A 19,447-nucleotide genomic window follows, 5' to 3' on the forward strand; every position below is an offset into this window, starting at 1 on the left:
CCGTGACCTCTAGCTGAGGCAGAACGGTCCGAGCAGGCTCTTGAGCTCGCCGAACAGGTCTGCGCTGATCGTGACCTGGTACGGCAGTTCGAACACGCGGGCCGAATCGTTCTTGATCAGCTTGAGCCGCACCTCGGAGGAGCCACGGTGCCGGATCAGCACGTCACCGAGCGCGGTGACGGTGTCCGTCGTCGCGCGTGCCTCTGTGAGGGTGATCGCGAGGGTGCCAGAGTCGCCGGTCTGTCCGAGGTCCGGGGCGAAGAGACTGTATGCGTGGATGTTCATGCCGTCGTCCCGCAGGCTCACCCGGCCGCGCACCACGACGATCGAGTCGCTGATCAGCGCGGGCGCGAACTCCTGGTACGCCTTGCCCATGAACATCACGTCGATGTCGCCGCCGAAGTCCTCGACCTGGATGATGCCGTACTGGTTGCCGCTCTTCTTGGCGATCCGGTGCTGGACGCTCGTGATGAGGCCGGCGATCGTGACGGTGTCAGCGTCCTGGGTCTGCTCGGAGGCGAGCAGGTCGGCGATGGAGGTCGAGGCGTGTTTCGCAAGCGGGATCTCGAGACCGGCGAGCGGATGGTCGGAGACGTAGAGGCCGAGCATGTCGCGTTCGAAGGCGAGTTTCTCCTTCTTGCTCCATTCCGGACGGTCCGGGACCTGCTCGGTCTCCTGCGGGTCGTCGAAGAGGCTGTCGAAGTCGAAGCCGACCATGCCGTGTTCCTCGTCGCGCTTGATCTTCACGGCGGACTCCACGGCGCCCTCGTGGATCTCGACCATGGCCCGGCGGGTCGCTCCGAGGGAGTCGAAGGCGCCGGCCTTGACGAGGGATTCGACCGTGCGCTTGTTCGCGACCTGGATCGGCACCTTGCGGAGGAAATCGTGGAAGGACTCGAAGCGGCCCTTCTCGTCACGCGAGGCGCGGATCGCGTCGACGACGTTGAAGCCGACGTTGCGCACGGCGCCGAGCCCGAAGCGGATGTCCGGACCGACGGCCGCGAAGTAGCCGATGGACTCGTTGACGTCCGGCGGGAGCACCTGGATGCCCATCCGGCGGCACTCGTTGAGATAGAGCGCGAGCTTGTCGCGGGAGTCGCCGACGCTCGTCAGCAGGGCCGCCATGTACTCGGCCGGGTAGTGCGCCTTGAGGTAGGCAGTCCAGTAGCTGACCACGCCGTACGCCGCGGAGTGCGCTTTGTTGAAGGCGTAGTCCGAGAACGGCAACAGGATGTCCCAGACGGTCTTCACGGCCTCCATGGAGTACCCGTTGGCCTTCATCCCGGCGGAGAACCCGGCGAACTGCTTGTCGAGCTCCGATTTCTTCTTCTTGCCCATGGCCCGGCGCAGCAGGTCGGCCTGGCCGAGCGAGAAGCCGGCGAGCTTCTGCGCGATCGACATGACCTGTTCCTGGTAGACGATCAGGCCGTAGGTGGTGCCGATGACGTCCTTGAGGGCTTCCTCGAGTTCGGGGTGGATCGGCACGATCTCCTGCTGCCCGGTCTTCCGCAGCGCGTAGTTGGTGTGCGAGTTCGCGCCCATGGGCCCCGGCCGGTAGAGCGCGATGACGGCGGAGATGTCCTCGAAGTTGTCGGGTTTCATCAGGCGGAGCAGTGCGCGCATCGGTCCACCGTCGAGCTGGAAGACGCCGAGGGTGTCACCGCGGGCGAGCAGTTCGTATGCAATGGGGTCGTCGAGGCCGAGGTCCTCGAGCACGGGCCGGTGGCCGCGGTTGACGGCGATGTTGTCGAGGGCGTCGTCGATGATCGTGAGGTTGCGGAGCCCGAGGAAGTCCATCTTGATCAGTCCGAGGGACTCGCACGCCGGGTAGTCGAACTGGGTGACGATCTGGCCGTCGGCCTCGCGCTTCATCACGGGCACGATGTCGATCAGCGGGTCTGACGACATGATCACGCCGGCCGCGTGCACGCCCCACTGGCGTTTCAGGTTCTCGAGGCCGAGCGCGGTGTCGAAGACTGTGCGGGCCTCGGCATCCGTCTCGATGATCGCGCGGAAGTCGACGGCCTCGCGGTAACGCGGGTGGTCCTTGTCGAACATGCCGGTGAGCGGCATGTCCTTGCCCATGATCGGCTGCGGCATGGCCTTGGTGAGCTTGTCGCCCATCCCGAACGGGAAGCCGAGCACCCGGCTGGAGTCCTTCAGGGCCTGCTTGGCCTTGATGGTGCCGTAGGTGACGATCTGGGCGACGCGCTCGGAGCCGTACTTCTCGGTGACGTAGTGGATGACCTCGCCGCGGCGACGATCGTCGAAGTCGACGTCGAAGTCAGGCATGGAGACGCGGTCCGGGTTGAGGAACCGCTCGAAGATCAGGCCGTGCACGAGCGGGTCGAGGTCGGTGATGCCCATCGCGTACGCGACCATCGACCCGGCTCCCGATCCGCGCCCGGGGCCGACCCGGATGCCGTTCGTCTTGGACCACATGATGAAGTCCGCGACGACGAGGAAGTAGCCGGGGAAGCCCATCTGGGCGATGATGCCGACCTCGTAGTCTGCCCGGGTGCGCACCTCGGCGGGAATGCCGTTCGGGTACCGGCGGGCCAGGCCGAGCTCGGTCTCCTTGACGAACCAGCTTTCCTCGTTCTCGCCCTCCGGGGTCGGGAAGCGCGGCATGTAGTTGGCCTGGGTGTCGAATTTCACCTCGCAGCGCTCGGCGATCAGGAGCGTGTTGTCGCAGGCTTCCGGGTTGTCGCGGAAGAGGTGCCGCATCTGCGCCGCGGTCTTGAGGTAGAACTCGTCGGAATCGAACTTGAACCGGTTCGGGTCGTCGAGGGTCGACGCCGACTGCACGCAGAGTAGAGCGGCATGCGCCGTCGCATCGTGGGCGTGGGTGTAGTGCAGGTCGTTCGTGGCGACGAGCGGAAGGTTGAGCTCCCTGGCGAGGCGGAGCAGCTCGCTCATGGTGCGGCGCTCGATGTCGATGCCGTGGTCCATGATCTCGCAGAAGTAGTTCTCCGGTCCGAAGATGTCCCGCAGCTCCCCCGCAGCCTTCTTCGCCTCGTCGTACTGGCCGAGACGGAGGCGGGTCTGCACTTCGCCGCCGACGCAGCCGGTCGTGCCGATCAGGCCGTTCGAGAACTCGCTCAGCAGCTCGCGGTCCATCCGGGGCTTGAAGTAGTAGCCCTCGAGCGAGGCCTTCGTCGAGAGCCTGAAGAGGTTGTGCATTCCCGCGGTGTTCTCGGCGAGAAGCGTCATGTGCGTATACGCGCCGCTGCCGCCGACATCGTCGCGGTTCTGGCCGCTCGTGCCCCATTTGACCCTGGTCTTGTCCCGCCGGTCGGTGCCGGGGGTGATGTAGGCCTCCGTGCCGATGATGGGTTTGATGCCGGCGTCCGTCGCGGACTTCCAGAAGTCGAACGCGCCGAACATGTTGCCGTGGTCTGTGATGGCGACCGCGGGCATTCCCTGTTCAACAGCCTCTTTGATCAGCGGTTTGACCCGCGCGGCTCCGTCGAGCATGGAGTATTCGCTGTGCACATGCAGGTGCACGAAAGAATCAGTCGATCCGTTCGCGCTAGTGGTATTCGACACGGATGCTCCGGTAGATGGTGTGTGGTGTTCCTGGCCTAGACATCCCTGAGCACGGTCAGGGCATGCTCGAGGTCCGCGGGGTATTCGGCGGAGAAGGTGACCCATTCCCGTGATTCCGGGTGGAAGAACGCAAGCTGTTTGGCGATCAGCCACTGCCGGGTGAGACCCAGCCTGGCCGTGATCGAGGGGTCTGCTCCGTACATGGCGTCGCCGACGCACGGATGCCGCTGGGCGGCCATGTGCACCCGGATCTGGTGGGTGCGTCCCGTCTCCAGATGCACTTCGAGCAGGGACGCCGAGGGGAAGGCCTCGAGGGTCTCGTAGTGCGTGACCGAGTCCTTGCCGCCGGCGATGACCGCAAATTTCCAGTCGGAGCGCGGGTGCCTGCCGATGGGCGCGTCGATCGTGCCTGCACTCGGGTCGGGATGGCCCTGCACGACGGCATGGTAGATCTTCTCGACCTCGCGGTCGTGGAAGGCCTTCTTGAGGGCGACGTACGCCGTCTCCGACTTTGCGACGACCATGAGTCCGCTCGTGCCCACGTCGAGGCGATGCACGATGCCCGCGCGCTCCGAGGCTCCGGAAGTCGCGATCCGGTAGCCGCCGGCGGAAAGGGCGCCGAGAACCGTCGGGCCCGTCCAGCCGACGCTCGGGTGAGCCGCGACACCGGAGGGCTTGTTCACGACGACGATGCTCTCGTCGTCGTAGACGATCGTGAGGTCGGGAACCTCGATCGGAATGATTTCGAGAGCGTCCTTCGGTTGCCAGTTCACCTCGAGCCAGCTTCCCGCGTGCAGGCGGTCGGACTTGCCGACCACGACGCCGTCGATGGCGACACCGCCTGCCTCGGCAACCTCTGCGGCGAAGCTGCGGGAGAAACCGAGGAGTTTGGCGATGCCGGCGTCGACGCGAACGCCGGCGAGGCCGTCCGGAAGGGGGAGGGAGCGGGTTTCCATGGGGGGAATCAGGGTGCTAACTGGGTGGGTGTTGCCGGGGTGCCTTCGGCGGGCAGGGGCGCGGCCGGGGTCGAGCCGGAGCCGGCCGGATCGGCATCATCGGCGGTGGAATCGGATGGGCCGGCCGACTCGCGCACGGCCCTGCGTCCGTCGAGGCCGATGCCGCGGATGGTGAGGATCATGAAGATCACCATGCTCGTGACGATCGACGCGTCTGCGACGTTGTAAATGGCAGGGATCAGCCACGGTGTCGTGATGAAGTCGACGACGTGGCCCAGGCCGAAGGACGGCTCCCGGAAAAGCCGGTCGGTGAGGTTTCCGAGCACGCCGCCGAGGAGCAGGCCGAAGACGAGCGCCCACGCCAGGGAGCGGATGCGCCCGGCGAAGATCACGATGAACACGACGACCGCCGCGGCGATGATCGTGAAGATCCACGTCATGCCGGTGGCGAGGCTGAACGCCGCGCCCGGGTTCCGGACGTAGTGCCATTGCAGCACATCCCCCAGAACCCGGACAGTACTTCCTTCAGTCAGGGAACTGACGACGAGGAACTTGGCCGTCTGGTCGAACGCATAGACGCCCAGCGCGGCGAGGCCCAGAACGATGAGCGCGCTGGATCGCCCTTTCGTTCGGACCCTAGGAGCCAAAGCCCTGGTAGCTCGGCTTCTGCGCGCTCTCGGCGCCGACCGGTGAGGCAGCGTCGAGGTCGTGCAGCTGGCCCTCGATGTAGCTCTTCAGCTTCTGGCGGTATTCGCGCTCAAAGGTGCGGAGCCCGTCGATCTTGTTCTCGAGGACGGAGCGTTCCTTGTCCAGGATCGTGTTCTGTGCCCGCTGCTTGGCTTCGGCCTCCGCAACGAGGCGGGCCGCGGTTGCGTGACCCTCCGCGATGAGGGCGTCGCGCTTCTCGGCGCCTTCCTTGACGTGTTCCTCGTGGAGGCGGCGGGCCAGCTGCAGCAGGTTCGTGGTGCCGGCGGTCTCGTCGATCGGCTCTGCCACGGGAGCCGCTGCGGCGACGACCGCGGGAACAACGACGGGCGCGGGAACGACCTCGGGAGCCTTGACGGCTTCGACGGGGGCGACGACGGGAGCGCTTCCGGCTTCGGTGCTGACACCGGCGCGGAGCTCCTCGTTTTCGGCAGTCAGGCGGCGAAGCTCGACGACGACCTCGTCGAGGAAGTCATCCACCTCGTCCTGATCGTATCCTTCACGGAACTTGGTCGACTGGAACCGCTTGTTGACTACATCTTCCGGAGTTAGCGCCATGGCTTTCCACCCTTAAAACTCAGTTGAGAACTTTTTGTCGAACGAATAATTGACGCTACCGGATGGAGCGTGTTGCACACGCGAACCCGGTACGCCTCCATCAAGAATACATGCCGCACTCCGGAACGGACGCGATAACTACCGGAGAGCGCCGACGATTCCCATGCCGATGATCGTGCAGAGCATGGTCAGGCTCCAGCCGAAGTCGAATGCGATCGGGCCGATTCGCAATGGCGGCAGGATGCGCCGGAAGAATTTGACCGGTGGGTCGGTGACCACGTAGATGAATTCGACGAGCACGAGCGTGAATCCCTGCGGGCGCCACGAGCGATTGACGCTGCGGACGAGGTCGACGATGAAGCGTCCCCACATGACGAAGAAATACAACAGCAGGGCGTAATAGATGATCCAGGCGAGCAGTGTGACGACGAACACGGCCGAGACTATGACTGCGCGAAGAAGGACGACTCCGTGTCGGACTCCTCGGCGGCGTTGTCGCCCGAGACGACGATGTGGGACGGCGAGAGCAGGAACACCTTGGCGGTGACCCGTTCGATCTTGCCGTAGAGGCCCTGGGAGAGGCCGCTTGCGAAGTCGATGAGCCTGCGCGCGTCGGCGTCGCTCATCTGGGAGAGGTTGATGATGACCGGAATGCCCTCGCGGAAGGATTCCGCGATCAGCTGGGCATCGCGGTACTGGCGCGGGTGGACGGTGAGGATTTCATTCATGTCTGAGGCAGCCACATTCTTGGGAGTGGAGGTCTTGCGCAGCGGGGTCACCGGGGCGCGGCCATTGGTGCCGTGAGAGCCCTCGACGCGCGTCGCGGACGGGCCGGCCTGGTGCGGCGCGGCAGTCTTCGGCTGGGCGGAATTCGAGACGGCATTCTGATCGGCCGCGGGTGGGGCGACGGGCGCCTCGTACTCCAGCTCTTCGTCTGCCAGCCCCAGGTAAACCATGGTTTTCTTGAGCGGGTTGGACATCTCGACCTCCGTGTTGGTGATTCTTCGTACTCAGATTAACCGAGAGTCGGGCGATTCCCGGTGATTGCGGTGCCAATTCGAAGGTGTGTCGCCCCTTCGCGGATGGCCGCCGGATAGTCCTGCGACATGCCCATCGACAGGAATCGCGCCTCGGGCGCGGCACTGCGGATGCCCTCCCCGAGTGACCGGACCCTGGCGAACTCCGCTGCCGGTTCCGCCCCGAGCGGGGCGACGGCCATGAGCCCGAGCAAGCGCAATCCAGGCGTGCCGAGCACGTGCTCGACGAGCGCGTCGAGCCCGGAGGGATCGACGCCCCCGCGAGCGGGGTCGTCCGTGAGGTTCACCTGGATGAAGCAGTCGATGGACGAGTCGGCAGAGCCGAGGGCCGTCGCGAGGGACTCCCGGTCGACGGAATGCACGACGTGAGCGTACGAGCGCACCTGCCGGGCCTTCTTGCCCTGGACCTGTCCGACGAAATGCCAGGTGAGGTCGCGGCCGGCCAGGGCGCTGGCCTTGCCCTGGGCATCCTGGTGACGATTCTCGCCGAAATCGTGCACACCGAGCCGGAGGAGTTCCTCGATCATCGTGACGGGATGGAACTTGGTCACGACGATCGTCGTCACGTCCGCCGGGTCTCTGCCCGCGTCCCTGGCGGCCGAGGTGACCCGTTCACGCACGACGTCGAGCCGCCCGGCAAGGCCGGACGGCTCAGAACGCAATTCGGTCACGATGGGTTTACTTGAGGAAGTCGGGGATGTCCAGGTCGTCGGGGTCTTCTTCGAAGGCCGGGTCGGCGACGGCCGTCCCTGCTTCTCCGGCCGACCAGGTCGCGACGCTTGCCTCTTCGGTGCCGAAGACGCTGGCAGCGCCGCCCGTTGCAGCATCCGCCGTAGCGGAGACGGCGCCGGCGGCGACACCGGCGGCCACGAGGTCCGCGTGGCGCACCTCGACGGCCTTGACGCCGGGTTCGCCGCCGTCGAAGCCTGCTGCGATGACCGTCACCCGGACCTCGTCACCGAGGGTGTCGTCGATGACGGCACCGAAGATGATGTTGGCTTCGGGGTGCACGGCCTCCTGGACGAGGCGGGCCGCATCGTTGATCTCGAAGATGCCGAGGTTCGAGCCGCCCTGGATCGAGAGGAGCACTCCGTGTGCACCGTCGATGGACGCCTCGAGCAGGGGCGAGGCGACGGCGAGTTCGGCCGCCTTGATTGCGCGGTCTGCACCGCGTGAGGAGCCGATGCCCATGAGCGCGGAACCCGCGCCCTGCATGACCGACTTCACGTCGGCGAAGTCGAGGTTGATCAGACCGGGGGTCGTGATCAGGTCGGTGATGCCCTGCACGCCGGCAAGGAGGACCTGGTCGGCCGTTGCGAAGGCTTCGAGCATGCTGATGCCGCGGTCGCTGATTTCCAGCAGGCGGTCGTTCGGCACGACGATGAGCGTGTCGACCTCGTTCTTGAGGGAGGCGACACCCGCCTCGGCCTGGGCCTGACGGCGCTTGCCCTCGAAGCCGAAGGGCTTCGTGACGACGCCGATGGTGAGCGCGCCGATGGACTTCGCGATGCGGGCGACGACTGGTGCGCCGCCGGTGCCGGTGCCGCCGCCTTCGCCGGCGGTGACGAAGACCATGTCGGCTCCCGCGAGGGCTTCTTCGATTTCTTCGGCGTGGTCCTCGGCGGCGCGACGGCCGACCTCGGGGTCCGCGCCGGCGCCGAGGCCACGGGTGAGGTCGCGACCGACGTCGAGCTTGACGTCGGCGTCGCTCATCAGCAGCGCCTGGGCATCGGTGTTGATGGCGATGAACTCGACGCCACGGAGGCCGAGTTCAATCATGCGGTTGACAGCGTTGACGCCGCCGCCGCCGATTCCAACAACCTTGATGACAGCGAGGTAGTTCTGGTTTGTTGTTGACACGTCCGGCCTCCGGTGGAACCCTAAACCTCTGGTCGAAGTTTAAAGTTATGCTGAGTATGCAATTCCTGATTTCGAAGGTAAGCGCCACGCATCCCCCTCCGGGGAGGCGCGCCCGCGTGTCGCGAACAACCCCGGAAAAATCCCCGTGCGGATTTCACGCCGCGGGACGACTCGGTTCCGCGGCCGACGGATAGCCCGCGGATCAGCGCAGGACGGCGCTGTCCGGAGATGAGACGTCGTATTCCTTGACGGTGCCGACGGGGTGGCTCACGATGAGCGCGGCGAGCACGACGGCCTTGTACTCCGATCGCTCCGCGCTCCCCCACACCACCCGGGCCCCACCGGTCAGGACCAGGGTCACGTCGTCTGTCGTCGCCGCCGTGACCGTGTCGAGCTGCTGGCGGACGGCATCCGGGACGGCGGCGATGACGGCCGTCGCGGCCTGGAACCCGGCACTGCCGACGCCGGCCCTCGCGTCGATCACGGGATAGCCGGCCACGCGCGCCGCGCCGTTCTGGATCACGACGCCTGCGGCATCGACGAGGTTGAACCCGCCGGGGACGACGACCGTTCCAACGGGCGTCCGTTCGACGATCCGGACCACGAGGGTGTCCGGTGGCCTGCTCTCGGTCACGTAGCTCTGGATCAGCGGGAACGTGCCGAGGTCCGCGCGAATCCGCGCGAAGTCCACGAGGGGCAGCGGGGTGCCGAGCTGGTCGCCGAGCGCGGCGGTGACCTGGTCGGCGGAGATCCGGCTGGTGCCGACGACCTCGACCGTGCGGAGCGCCATCAGCGGCGAGTATGTCCCGACGAGAACGAAACCGAGGAGTGCGGCCACGGTACCGAGAAGGACGAGCCAGACGGTGCGGCGGCGGCGCGAGCGCCAGGTGAAGCGGCGCACTTCCTCGCGTTCGTAGCGCTTGCGCGCGCGTCGGGCGGCGCGGAACTTGCGCCGGGCCGTTGCGGGGGTCAGCGCGGGCTCTACGTTCTCCCCGGCCGTACCGGCGGTCTCCGTCTTCGAGTCAGACGCTCGGGCTTGCGGCGACCGTGCACCCGATGACGGCGCCGGCAGCGTCGTGATCGGCTCGGTGACGGGTTCCGCCGGCTGCGCTCCTGGCGCGTGCAGGGGCGAGACGGACGCGAGGTGCAGCTGCTCGGGCTGGCGTTTCGGGACCGTGACGGGTTCGGCGCGGGTTCCGTCGGTCGTTCCCCGGCCGCGGGCGGGAGTCGCGGTGTCCGGTGGGCGGCGCGAAGAACGCTTCGTGCCCCGGCCGCCGGGTGTGGCAGCGCTGGGCGCGGTGCCGTCCCTGGTGGGCGGCTGCTCCGGCCGGTCGAAGCCCTCTGGTCGCCTCATTCCCCGGTGCTATCCCTGGGCCTGGACGCGGTCGCCGAGCGATTCGAGCAGCTGGGGGACGATCCGGTAGACGTCACCGCAGCCGAGGGTCACGACGAAGTCGCCCGGTCGGGCGATGCGCGCAACGTAGTCAGCGGCCTCCTGCCAGTCGGGCAGATAGGCGACCTTGGATGCGTCGTGGAATTTTCCTGAGACGAGGGCGCCGGTCACGCCGGGTTCGGGATCTTCGCGGGCACCGTAGACGCCGAGCACGACCGTCTGGTCAGCGGTGCGCTCGAGGGTGTCCGCGAACTCCTGCGCGAAGAGGCGGGTGCGGCTGTACAGGTGCGGCTGGTGCACAGCAATGATGCGCCCGGTCCCGACGACGGTCCGTGCCGCGGTGAGCGCGGCCGCGACCTCCGTCGGGTGATGGGCGTAGTCGTCGTAGACACTGACGCCGTTCACCGTGCCGTGCAGTTCGAAGCGGCGCTGGGTGCCGCCGAAGGTCGCGATGGCCGCGAGCGACGCTGCGGGGTCGCAGCCGAGTCCGACGAGCACGGCGAAGGCTCCGGCCGCGTTGATCGCGTTGTGCCTGCCGGGGATCCGCAGTGTCGCGGAGAAGTCCTGGCCAGCATACGAGACGGAGAAACTCACGGGACCATCCGTCACGACGGAGTGCACGCGCACGGTCGCGTCGGCGGCCTCGCCGAAGGTGACGACCTTCTGGCCCGCGAGGCTCCGGGTGACGCGCACGGCGCCGGGGTCGTCTGCGGAGATCACGACGAGCTCGCTGGCTGCGTGGGAGAACTGCACGAAGGCGGCTTCGAAGGCCTCGAGGGACCCGTAGTGGTCGAGGTGGTCTGGGTCGACATTCGTCACGAGCGCGATGGCCGTGTTGTACAGCAGGAACGACCCGTCGGATTCGTCGGCCTCGACGACGAACAGGTCGTCGGTTCCCGCGCCCGCCGAGACGCCGAGGGACTCGATCACACCGCCGTTGACGAAGCTCGGGTGCTTGCCGATGCCGAGCAGGCCCGTGACGATCATCCCGGTCGACGTGGTCTTGCCGTGTGCGCCGGCGACGGAGACGAGGCGGTGCTTCTGGATCAGCCAGGCGAGCGCCTGGGCCCGGTGCAGCACTGGGAGGCCACGCTCGAGGGCGAGGACGTACTCGGGGTTGTCCTGCCAGAGCGCCCCGGTGACGACGAGGGAATCGGCATCCCCGAGATTCTCCGCGGCGTGGCCGATGCTGATTCGCGCGCCGAGCTCGCGCAGGGCGAGCACGTTCGCAGACTCGCGCACGTCCGAGCCGGTCACCGTGTGGCCGGCCGCAAGGAAGAGCCGGGCGATGCCGCTCATTCCGGAACCGCCGATGCCGACGAAATGTACCGTTCCCAGGTCCGCGGGAATGACGAGGTTCAGGTCGGGCTTGATCACGTGGTGCCGCTCTTCTCAGTGTCGAATCTCAGTGTCGAAATCGGGTGTGGTGCGGCCTCTACGTTACGCGTCGGCGCCAGGGATTGCCGGATTGACGCCGCCGTGTGGGTGGCCGAGCGCATCGCTGACGAGGTCCGCCATCCGCTCGGCGCCGTCGCGGCCTCCGACGGATGCCGCGAGCTCCCCCATCCTGCGCACGCGCGGCCGGTCGGTGAGGAGCGGCACGAGCTCGTCAGCGACCCAGGCGGGCAGGAAGGCCGCATCGTCGACGATGATCCCGCCACCGGCGGCGACGACGGCGGCCGCGTTGAAGCGCTGTTCCCCGTTTCCGACCGGGTACGGCACGTAGACGGCGGGGATGCCGAGCGCGCTGAGCTCGCAGACCGTTCCGGCCCCTGCCCGGGAGACGGTGAAGTCCGCGCTCGCGAGGGCGAGGTCCATCCGGTCGCAGTACTCGATCATCCGGTAGTGGTCGATGCCCGGGTCGGAGACCTCGGATTTCTGCCCGGTGATGTGCAGCACTTGCCAGCCGGCCGCGACCAGCGCCGGTGCTGACTGCACGGCCGTTCCGTTGAGGCGGCGCGCGCCGAGGGACCCGCCCGTGACGAGGAGAGTCGGACGGCCGGGGTCGAGGTCGAAGAAGCGCAGCGCCTCCGCCCGGACGCCGGAGCGGTCGAGGTTCTGGATCTCCGGCCGCAGCGGCATTCCCACGACCCGGCCGTGGCGGATCCGGGTTCCCGGGAAGACCACGCCGACCCACGTGGTCAGCCAGGCCCCGAGGCGGTTCGCGAGTCCCGCGCGGAAGTTCGCCTCGTGGATGACGATCGGGATGCCCGCCCGGCGGGCCGCGAGGTAGGCCGGCGTCGAGACATAGCCGCCGAAGCCCACGACGACGTCGACGTTCCTGGCGCGGAGCACGGCGGCGACTTCGCTGACGGCACGGTTGAACCGGGGAAGGAAGAGCACGGCGGCGCGGTTCGGGCGGCGCGGGAACGGCAGCCGTGGCACGAAGATCAGCTCGTAGCCGCGTGCGGGCACCAGGCGGACCTCGAGGCCTTCCCTGGTGCCGAGCACGATCATGACCGCGTCGGGTTCGCGCGCGCGGATCGCGTCGGCGACCGCGAGCAGGGGGTTGACATGGCCGGCGGTCCCGCCGCCGGCCAGGAGGTACGTGGTCACTCGGACACCCGTCTCGGTCCGGGCCGTGCCGCCGGCTGCTCGGTTCCGCCGGGGACGCGCCCGACCGGATCGGGGTGCGCGCGGGCGAAGGACAGCACGATGCCGATCGCGATCAGGGTCGAGAGCAGGGCTGTGCCACCTGCGGAGACGAGCGGAAGCGGGACGCCGAGGACGGGGAAGACGCCGAGGACGACACCGATGTTGACGAGCGCCTGGCCGATGGCCCAGACCATCACGGCGGCCGTCGACACGCGCGCCTGCACGCTCGTGCTCGAGCGCATGATCCGCAGGAAGGCGAACGCGAGCAGGACGAACATGCCGAGCACGACGATGGCGCCGATCAGGCCCAGCTCCTCGCCGATGATCGCGAAGATGTAGTCGTTGTCCGCCGCGGGCAGCCAGGACCATTTGGCCTTGGAGTTGCCGAGCCCGACGCCGAAGATCGCGCCGTTGGCGAGTGCCCACGTACCGTGCAGCGGCTGCCAGCACGCCGCGGAAATCGTTCCGGTGTGGTCGTCGCAGCCGGTGTTCAGGAACGAGAGGATGCGGGTCATCCGGTTGGAGCTCGAGACGGCGACGAGCACCCCTGCGACAGTGCCGATCAGGAGCGGGAACGCGAGCATCCGCAGCCGGACGCCCGCAAAGAAGAGCGCGCCGAAGAGGATTCCGGCCATGATGATGACGGTTCCGAGGTCGCCGCCGATCAGCACGAGCATGATCGATCCGCCGCCGACGCCGAACACGGGAATGTAGACGTGGCGCCAGTCGTCGAGCAGGTCCTGCTTCTGGGAGAGGATCAGGCCGAGCCAGATGACGAGCGCGAGCTTGATCGCCTCGGACGGCTGGAACTGGACGCCGCCGAGGGACAGCCAGTTCGTGTTCCCTGCGACGGTGATGCCGAGCGGGGTGAAGACGACGAGGCACTGCAGCAGGCACGCGATGATCAGGGTCGGCCAGGCCACCCGCTGCCAGAACTTGATCGGCATCCGGCTGACGAAGAGCATCAGCGGGACGCCCACGGCCGCGAAGCCGCCCTGGCGGAGCACGGTGCCGAAGAAGCCCGCGTTCTCGAGGTAGGAGTCGACCGACGACGAGGACAGCACCATCACGAGGCCGAAGGCGACGAGGAAGAGGGTCGTGCCGAGCAACAGGAAGTAGCTCGTCGATTCCGCCTTGAACACGCGTCCGAGATGGATGCGGGTGGCGGGGTTGTGCGTCGCGGGCGCCGGCTGGTGGGGGGCTGCGGTCCTAGGCGTTCGAGCCAGGGGCAGTCTCGCCATCCGCCTCACCTCCCAGATAGTCATGAACGGCTTCCGCGAAGAGGCGGCCGCGTGCTGCGTAGTCGGAGAACTGATCCATCGATGCCGCCGCCGGTGCGAGTAGCACGACGTCACCTGACTCGGCGATTCCTGCCGCGGCAGCGACGGCGTTCGGCATCACCTGTCCAGTGTCAGCGGCATCGATCTCGAATACAGGCAACCCGGGGGCGTGTCGCAGGAATGCCGCCCGCAGTGCGTCCCGATCGACGCCGATGATCACGGCACCACGGAGCCGGGGCACGTGGGTCCGGACGAGGTGGTCGATGTCGACGCCCTTGAGCAGGCCGCCGACGAGCCAGACCACGGAGTCGAACGCGGCGAGCGACGCATCGGCTGCGTGCGGGTTCGTCGCCTTCGAGTCGTCGATCCATCGGATGCCCGCTGCGTCTGCCACGATCTCTATGCGGTGTTCGTCGAGCTGGAAGGTCTCGAGCACGTCGTGGACGATCAGCGGGTCGACGTCGAAGGACCGCGCAAGCGCACTCGCGGCGAGGATGTCGGCCACGAGGTGGGCGGCGCCGAGGCCGCGGGCGCGGAGCTCCGGAACGGTGGTCAGTTCGATCGCGGTGTCGAAGCGTTCCTCGAGGAAGGCGCGGTCGCAGAGGATGCCGTCGACAACGCCGAGGTCGCTCGGACCGGGGACGCCGAGGCCGAAGCCGATCGCGCGGGCGCCTTCGCGGACTTCGGCGTCCTCGACCATCGTTCGGGTGGCCTCGTCGTCCTTGTTGTAGACACACGCGATCTTGGTGTTGGCGTAGACGGTGGCCTTGGCCTCGCGATAGGCGGCCGCGGAGCCGTGCCAGTCGATGTGGTCGTCCGCGATGTTCAGGCAGACGCTCGCCCACGGCACGAGGGCACCTGGCCCTGTGCGTGGCAGGTGGTGCAGCTGGTAGCTCGAGAGTTCGACGACGAGCACGTCCCAGCCGAGCGGGTCACGGACGGCGTCGAGGACGGGCACGCCGATGTTGCCGCATGGAGCGACCCGGTGGCCTGCTGCGGCGAGGATCGTCGCGGTGAGCTGCACGGTCGTGGTCTTGCCGTTGGTGCCCGTGACGAGGATCCACTCTGCCGGGGCTCCGACCTTGTCCCGCAGTCGCCACGCCAGTTCGATATCGCCCCAGACGGGGATTCCGGCCGCGGCGGCCCAAAGCAGCAGCGGGTGGTCGGGGTGGAAGCCCGGGCTGACGACGAGGAGTTCCGGACGGTGCGCGGCGAGTTCAGCGGGGACTTCGCTCAGGTCGGCCTGGACGAGCCCGGCGCCGATCACGCCGAGGAGCCTTGCCCGGTCGTCCGGGGCGTTGCCCGCGACGACGAGAACGTCCGCGCCGAGCTCGGCGAGGGTGTCCGCCGCGGCGAAGCCGGTGACGCCGAGGCCGAGGACGGCGACCCGGAGCCCGGTCCAGTCGGCGTGCCAGCTGACGAGGCCGTCGAGGCGGCGATGGCCCGAGTGAGTGTCGTAGGGGTCGTTGCTCATCATGCGGTCAGCCATTCGAGGTAGAACGAGCCGACGCCCGCCGCGACGAGAAGTCCGCCGACGATCCAGAACCTGACGACGACGGTGACCTCGGCCCAGCCCTTGAGCTCGAAGTGGTGGTGGATGGGGCTCATCAGGAAGATGCGTTTGCCCCGGGTGACCTTGAAGTACGCTCTCTGGACGATCACCGAGCCGGCTTCGATCACGAACAGGCCGCCAAGGAGCACGAGCAGGAGCTCGGTGCGGCTGAGGATCGCGAGTGCGGCCAGCGCCCCGCCGATGGCGAGGGATCCGGTGTCGCCGAGGAAGATCTTGGCGGGTGAGGTGTTCCACCACAGGAAGCCGATCAGGCCGCCGACGATCGCCGCGGCGACGATGGCGAGGTCGAGGGGGTCGCGCACGTTGTATGAACGGTAGAGGTCGCCGATGTCCGCTCCCCCGTACCTGGCCTGGTTGGACTGCCAGAAGCCGATCACGATGTACGCCCCGATGGCGAGGATCGAAGACCCCGTCGCGAGGCCGTCGAGGCCGTCCGTCACGTTCACTCCGTTAGAGGTCGCCGCGACGAGGAAGCAGATCCAGACGATGAACAGGGCGATCCCGACGATGGTCCCGAGCTTCATGAAGTCGAGGGGCAGGTCGCGCAACAGCGAGATCTTGGTGGATGCCGGGGTGAGGCCGTGCTTGTTCGGGAACTGCAGCGCGAGCACGGCGAAGACGCCGGCGACGAGCACCTGCCCGCTGATTTTCTGCCAGCCGCCGAGGCCGAGGCTGCGCTGGTTGCGGGTCTTGATGAAGTCGTCGAGGAATCCGACGAGCCCGAGTCCGACCATCATGAACAGCACGAGCAACGGGGACGCTGTGATCGGGGTGCCCGTGAGCCACATCGCGAGGAAGTAGCTGATCAGGGTGCCGAGGATGATGACGATGCCGCCCATGGTCGCGGTGCCGCGCTTGGCATGGTGGCTCTTCGGGCCGTCATCGCGAATGAACTGGCCCCAGCCGAGCTTGTGGAAGAGCCGGATGAACAGCGGTGTCAGGGATAGGGTGAAGACGAGCGACATCGCGCCGGACATGAGCAGGGCTCTCACGAGAAGAACTCCCCGAGGCGGTCGCCGAGGAACCGGAGGCCTGCGGAGTTCGAGGACTTCACGAGCACCGTGTCACCGGGGCGGATGGTCGCGGCGAGGAGGGCGAAGGCGTCGTCCTGGTCGTCGACGAAGAGCGACTCCCCGTCCCAGGACCCCTCATTGATCGTGCTGATGTGCATCCGGCGGGCGGCGGATCCCACCACGACGAGCTGGGAGATGTTGAGTCGCACGGCGAGCAGTCCGATGCGGTCGTGCTCGTCCCCGGAGAATTCGCCGAGTTCGCTCATTTCGCCGAGGACGGCGACGGTGCGTTCTCCCGGCCGCCGGATCTGGGCGAGGGTCTTGAGGGCCGCCGTCATGGAGTCGGGGCTCGCGTTGTACGCGTCGTTGATGACAGTGACCCCGTCACGCCCGCCGAGCACCTGCATCCGCCAGCGTTCGGCCGTGACGACGGACTCGAGTGCCGCGACGATGTCGTCGATGCCGACCCCGAGCACCTCTGCGGTCGCCGCGGCAGCGAGGGCGTTCATCACGTGGTGCTCGCCGAGCACCTGGAACGTTACCGGGCGGGTGTCGCCGCCCGCGAGGTGCAGGGTGAACGTCGTTCCGCTCCTCGAGACCTCGATTCCGGTCGCGTGCACGCCGGAGAAGTCCGTTCCGTCTGGTGCGCGTAAGGTACGGGTGGCGTCCTGGCCGAACCAGACCACCCTGGCGCGGGTGTGTGCCCGCATTCCGGCGACGCGGGGGTCGTCGGCGTTCAGCACGGCGACATCCGTTGCGAGGAGGTCGGTGACCATTTCGGTCTTTGCGGCCAGGGTTGCTTCGATGCCGCCGAATTCGCCGGCGTGGGCGAGGCCGACCTTGAGGACGATCCCCACGTCCGGACGGACCATCCGGATCAGCCTGGCGATCTCGCCGATGCCGCTCGCACCCATTTCGGCGACGAGGAACCGGGTGTCGAAGTCGACGGCGAGCATCGTGATCGGCGCGCCCACCTCGTTGTTGAAGGAGGCGCGGGCGGCAACGGTCGGGCCGACCCGTTCGAGGATTGCGCGCAGCAGGTTCTTGGTGGTCGTCTTGCCGTTGGACCCGGTCACGCCGATCACCCGGAGCCGACCCTCCGCACGGACGCGGGCCACGACGAAGGTGGCGAGGTCGCCGAGGGCGACCACCGCGTCTGCGACGATGATCTGGGCGACGGGGAGGTCGAGCGCGCGCTCGACGATGAGGAGTGCGGCGCCATTGTCGATCGCGGCGGGAGCGAAGAGGTGACCATCGGTGGTCTCCCCCGGCTTCGCCACGAAGATGCCGCCGGAGCGGATCTCCCGCGAGTCGGTGTCGACGGCACCGGAGACGACGGTCGCCGGCGTCGTCGGCGAGCCGTCGGCGTTCAGGGCGCCATCGAGGTGCAGGACGCCGTTGACGGCGCCGGAGATCTCGGAGAGGGAAAGGGCGATCATTTACTGCCACCCCGCTTCGCGCAGCGCGAGCCGGGAATCGTCGCGGGCGGAATAGGGGATCTTGACGCCGTTCACTTCGTGGTAGTTCTCGTGGCCGGGGCCGGCGTAGAGGATCGAGTCGCCCGGGGCCGCGAGGCCGAGCGCGGTGCGGAATGCGGTGCGCGGGTCGGCGACCTCGTAGAGCTCCACATCGGGGACGGCCTCTCGGGCGCCGGCGATGAGGGCGGCCCTGATCGATGCCGGGTCCTCGTAGCGGGGGTGGAAGTCGGTGATGACGACGACGTCGGCGCCCCTGGCTGCGATGGCACCCATGGCCGCGCGCTTGGTGGTGTCGCGGTCGCCGTCGGCGCCGAAGACCATGAAGAGTCGCCCCGGCGTGAAGGTGCGGATGGCCGCGAGGGTGTTGAGGAAGGCGTCCGGGCTGTGGCCGTAGTCGATGTAGACGAGCGGTCCGCGGTCTCCGGAGATGCGCTCGGTGCGCCCGGGGATGTAGACGTCGATGCCGCCGTCGCGGGCGAGGGTGTGATTGATGGCATCGAGGTCGTAGCCGGATTCGACGAGCATCAGGATGGCCAGTGCGGCGTTCGCGGCCATGAACCAGCCGATCAGCGGAACGCGGGTCTGCAGGCGGCGGCCCTCCGGCCCCTCGAGCAGGAACTCCGTGTAGAGGGCGTCTTCCGACACGATCGAGAGGTGCCAGTCGGCGTCGACCTCTGGATGGATGCTGAGGGTCGTCACCGGGATGCGGCACTCTGCGACGATCCGCTGGCCCCATTCGGAGTCCACGGTGATGACGCCGCGCCGGGACCGGTCGGGCTGGAAGAGTTCGAGTTTGGCCTGGAAGTACTCGTCGAGGCTGGCGTAGTCGTCGAGGTGGTCGTGGCTGAGGTTGGTGAACCCGGCGACATCGAAGACGAGCCCGTCGACGCGGTGCCTGCTGAGGGCCTGCGCGGAGACCTCGATCGCGACGGCGCGCACTTCGGCTTCGCGCATCCTGGCGAGGAGTGCATGCAGTTCGGTGGCCTCAGGGGTGGTGAGCGAGCTCACGACGGCAAGGTCGCCGATGCGGCGCTCCGCGGTCGACGTGAGGCCCGTGACGACGCCGAGCTGGTTCAGGATGGCGACGAGGAGGTAGACGACGCTCGTCTTGCCATTCGTTCCGGTCACAGCGAAGAGTGTTGCCGGGTTCTCGTCGGTCCGGTAGATCCAGGCGGCGACCGCGCCGAGCGCTGCGCGCGCGTCCGGGGTGACGAGGATCGGCAGGCCGCTTCCGGCGGCGACGAGCGCACCGGCCTCGTCGGTCAGGATGGCGACGGCTCCGGCCTCCCTGGCGTCGCCGGCGAAGCTCGCGCCGTGGAAGGCTCGCCCGGGAACGCCGACGTACAGGTCGCCCGGCTGGACGGAACGGGAGGAGATACTCACGCCGGAGACTTCGAGACCCTCGATGTCGCCGCGCAGGAAAAGTTCGAATTCATCAACCATGCCCGAC

General features: G+C 67.7%; 16 protein-coding genes. All 16 read right to left on the reverse strand.

The genetic code is table 11. From position 1 onward, the window contains the following. Positions 1 to 9: 9 nt before the first annotated feature. The 16 genes from dnaE to RCH22_RS08145 all read right to left on the reverse strand — a co-directional run bounded on the left by dnaE (position 10) and on the right by RCH22_RS08145 (position 19,440). The gene (gene dnaE, locus RCH22_RS08070; RefSeq protein ID WP_327013519.1) at positions 10 to 3,549 is read right to left on the reverse strand and encodes a DNA polymerase III subunit alpha; all 3,540 of its coding nucleotides are present in this window, start codon (positions 3,547 to 3,549) and stop codon (positions 10 to 12) included. A gap of 35 nt (positions 3,550 to 3,584) precedes the next feature. After that, positions 3,585 to 4,505 (reverse strand): RluA family pseudouridine synthase, encoded by a 921-nt coding sequence (locus tag RCH22_RS08075; protein WP_327013520.1) that lies wholly within the window; start codon positions 4,503 to 4,505, stop codon positions 3,585 to 3,587. An 8-nt stretch (positions 4,506 to 4,513) separates the two neighbouring features. Beyond that, on the reverse strand, positions 4,514 to 5,152 hold the full coding sequence (gene lspA / locus RCH22_RS08080; protein ID WP_327013521.1) for a signal peptidase II: 639 nt from the start codon (positions 5,150 to 5,152) through the stop codon (positions 4,514 to 4,516). Beyond that, positions 5,142 to 5,768, reverse strand: coding sequence for a DivIVA domain-containing protein (locus tag RCH22_RS08085; protein WP_327013522.1), 627 nt, complete (start codon positions 5,766 to 5,768; stop codon positions 5,142 to 5,144). Before RCH22_RS08085 ends, lspA begins: the two co-directional genes overlap by 11 nt. Before the next feature lie 138 nt (positions 5,769 to 5,906). After that, the gene (locus RCH22_RS08090) at positions 5,907 to 6,203 is read right to left on the reverse strand and encodes a YggT family protein (RefSeq protein ID WP_327013523.1); all 297 of its coding nucleotides are present in this window, start codon (positions 6,201 to 6,203) and stop codon (positions 5,907 to 5,909) included. Between the two features lie 8 nt (positions 6,204 to 6,211). Continuing rightward, positions 6,212 to 6,748 carry a cell division protein SepF gene (locus RCH22_RS08095; RefSeq protein WP_327013524.1) on the reverse strand — a complete coding sequence of 179 codons (537 nt, stop codon included), beginning with the start codon at positions 6,746 to 6,748 and terminating at the stop codon, positions 6,212 to 6,214. Positions 6,749 to 6,783: 35 nt separating this feature from the next. Further along, the gene (locus RCH22_RS08100; protein WP_327013525.1) at positions 6,784 to 7,476 is read right to left on the reverse strand and encodes a YggS family pyridoxal phosphate-dependent enzyme; all 693 of its coding nucleotides are present in this window, start codon (positions 7,474 to 7,476) and stop codon (positions 6,784 to 6,786) included. Positions 7,477 to 7,483: 7 nt separating this feature from the next. Continuing rightward, positions 7,484 to 8,665: a cell division protein FtsZ gene (gene ftsZ / locus RCH22_RS08105; RefSeq protein ID WP_327013526.1), complete on the reverse strand. Its 1,182-nt coding sequence runs from the start codon at positions 8,663 to 8,665 to the stop codon at positions 7,484 to 7,486. Between the two features lie 202 nt (positions 8,666 to 8,867). After that, complete coding sequence (locus tag RCH22_RS08110; protein WP_327013527.1) at positions 8,868 to 10,019, reverse strand: FtsQ-type POTRA domain-containing protein; 1,152 nt, start codon at positions 10,017 to 10,019, stop codon at positions 8,868 to 8,870. A 9-nt stretch (positions 10,020 to 10,028) separates the two neighbouring features. Continuing rightward, positions 10,029 to 11,435: a UDP-N-acetylmuramate--L-alanine ligase gene (gene murC / locus RCH22_RS08115; protein ID WP_327013528.1), complete on the reverse strand. Its 1,407-nt coding sequence runs from the start codon at positions 11,433 to 11,435 to the stop codon at positions 10,029 to 10,031. 63 nt (positions 11,436 to 11,498) lie between these two features. After that, on the reverse strand, positions 11,499 to 12,614 hold the full coding sequence (locus RCH22_RS08120) for a UDP-N-acetylglucosamine--N-acetylmuramyl-(pentapeptide) pyrophosphoryl-undecaprenol N-acetylglucosamine transferase (RefSeq protein ID WP_327013529.1): 1,116 nt from the start codon (positions 12,612 to 12,614) through the stop codon (positions 11,499 to 11,501). Next, positions 12,611 to 13,894, reverse strand: coding sequence for a putative lipid II flippase FtsW (ftsW, locus tag RCH22_RS08125; RefSeq protein ID WP_327013530.1), 1,284 nt, complete (start codon positions 13,892 to 13,894; stop codon positions 12,611 to 12,613). Before ftsW ends, RCH22_RS08120 begins: the two co-directional genes overlap by 4 nt. Then, positions 13,863 to 15,407, reverse strand: coding sequence for a UDP-N-acetylmuramoyl-L-alanine--D-glutamate ligase (murD, locus tag RCH22_RS08130; protein WP_327015475.1), 1,545 nt, complete (start codon positions 15,405 to 15,407; stop codon positions 13,863 to 13,865). The genes ftsW and murD overlap by 32 nt, the downstream gene beginning before the upstream one ends. After that, positions 15,407 to 16,498, reverse strand: a complete 1,092-nt coding sequence (gene mraY / locus RCH22_RS08135) for a phospho-N-acetylmuramoyl-pentapeptide-transferase (RefSeq protein WP_327013531.1) — start codon at positions 16,496 to 16,498, stop codon at positions 15,407 to 15,409. Before mraY ends, murD begins: the two co-directional genes overlap by 1 nt. After that, positions 16,495 to 17,958, reverse strand: coding sequence for a UDP-N-acetylmuramoyl-tripeptide--D-alanyl-D-alanine ligase (gene murF / locus RCH22_RS08140; protein WP_327013532.1), 1,464 nt, complete (start codon positions 17,956 to 17,958; stop codon positions 16,495 to 16,497). Before murF ends, mraY begins: the two co-directional genes overlap by 4 nt. Continuing rightward, positions 17,959 to 19,440 (reverse strand): UDP-N-acetylmuramoyl-L-alanyl-D-glutamate--2,6-diaminopimelate ligase, encoded by a 1,482-nt coding sequence (locus RCH22_RS08145; protein ID WP_327013533.1) that lies wholly within the window; start codon positions 19,438 to 19,440, stop codon positions 17,959 to 17,961. It lies immediately after the preceding gene. Positions 19,441 to 19,447: the final 7 nt, after the last annotated feature.

It is taken from the genome of Cryobacterium sp. GrIS_2_6 (assembly GCF_035984545.1).
Taxonomy (GTDB): Bacteria; Actinomycetota; Actinomycetes; order Actinomycetales; family Microbacteriaceae; genus Cryobacterium.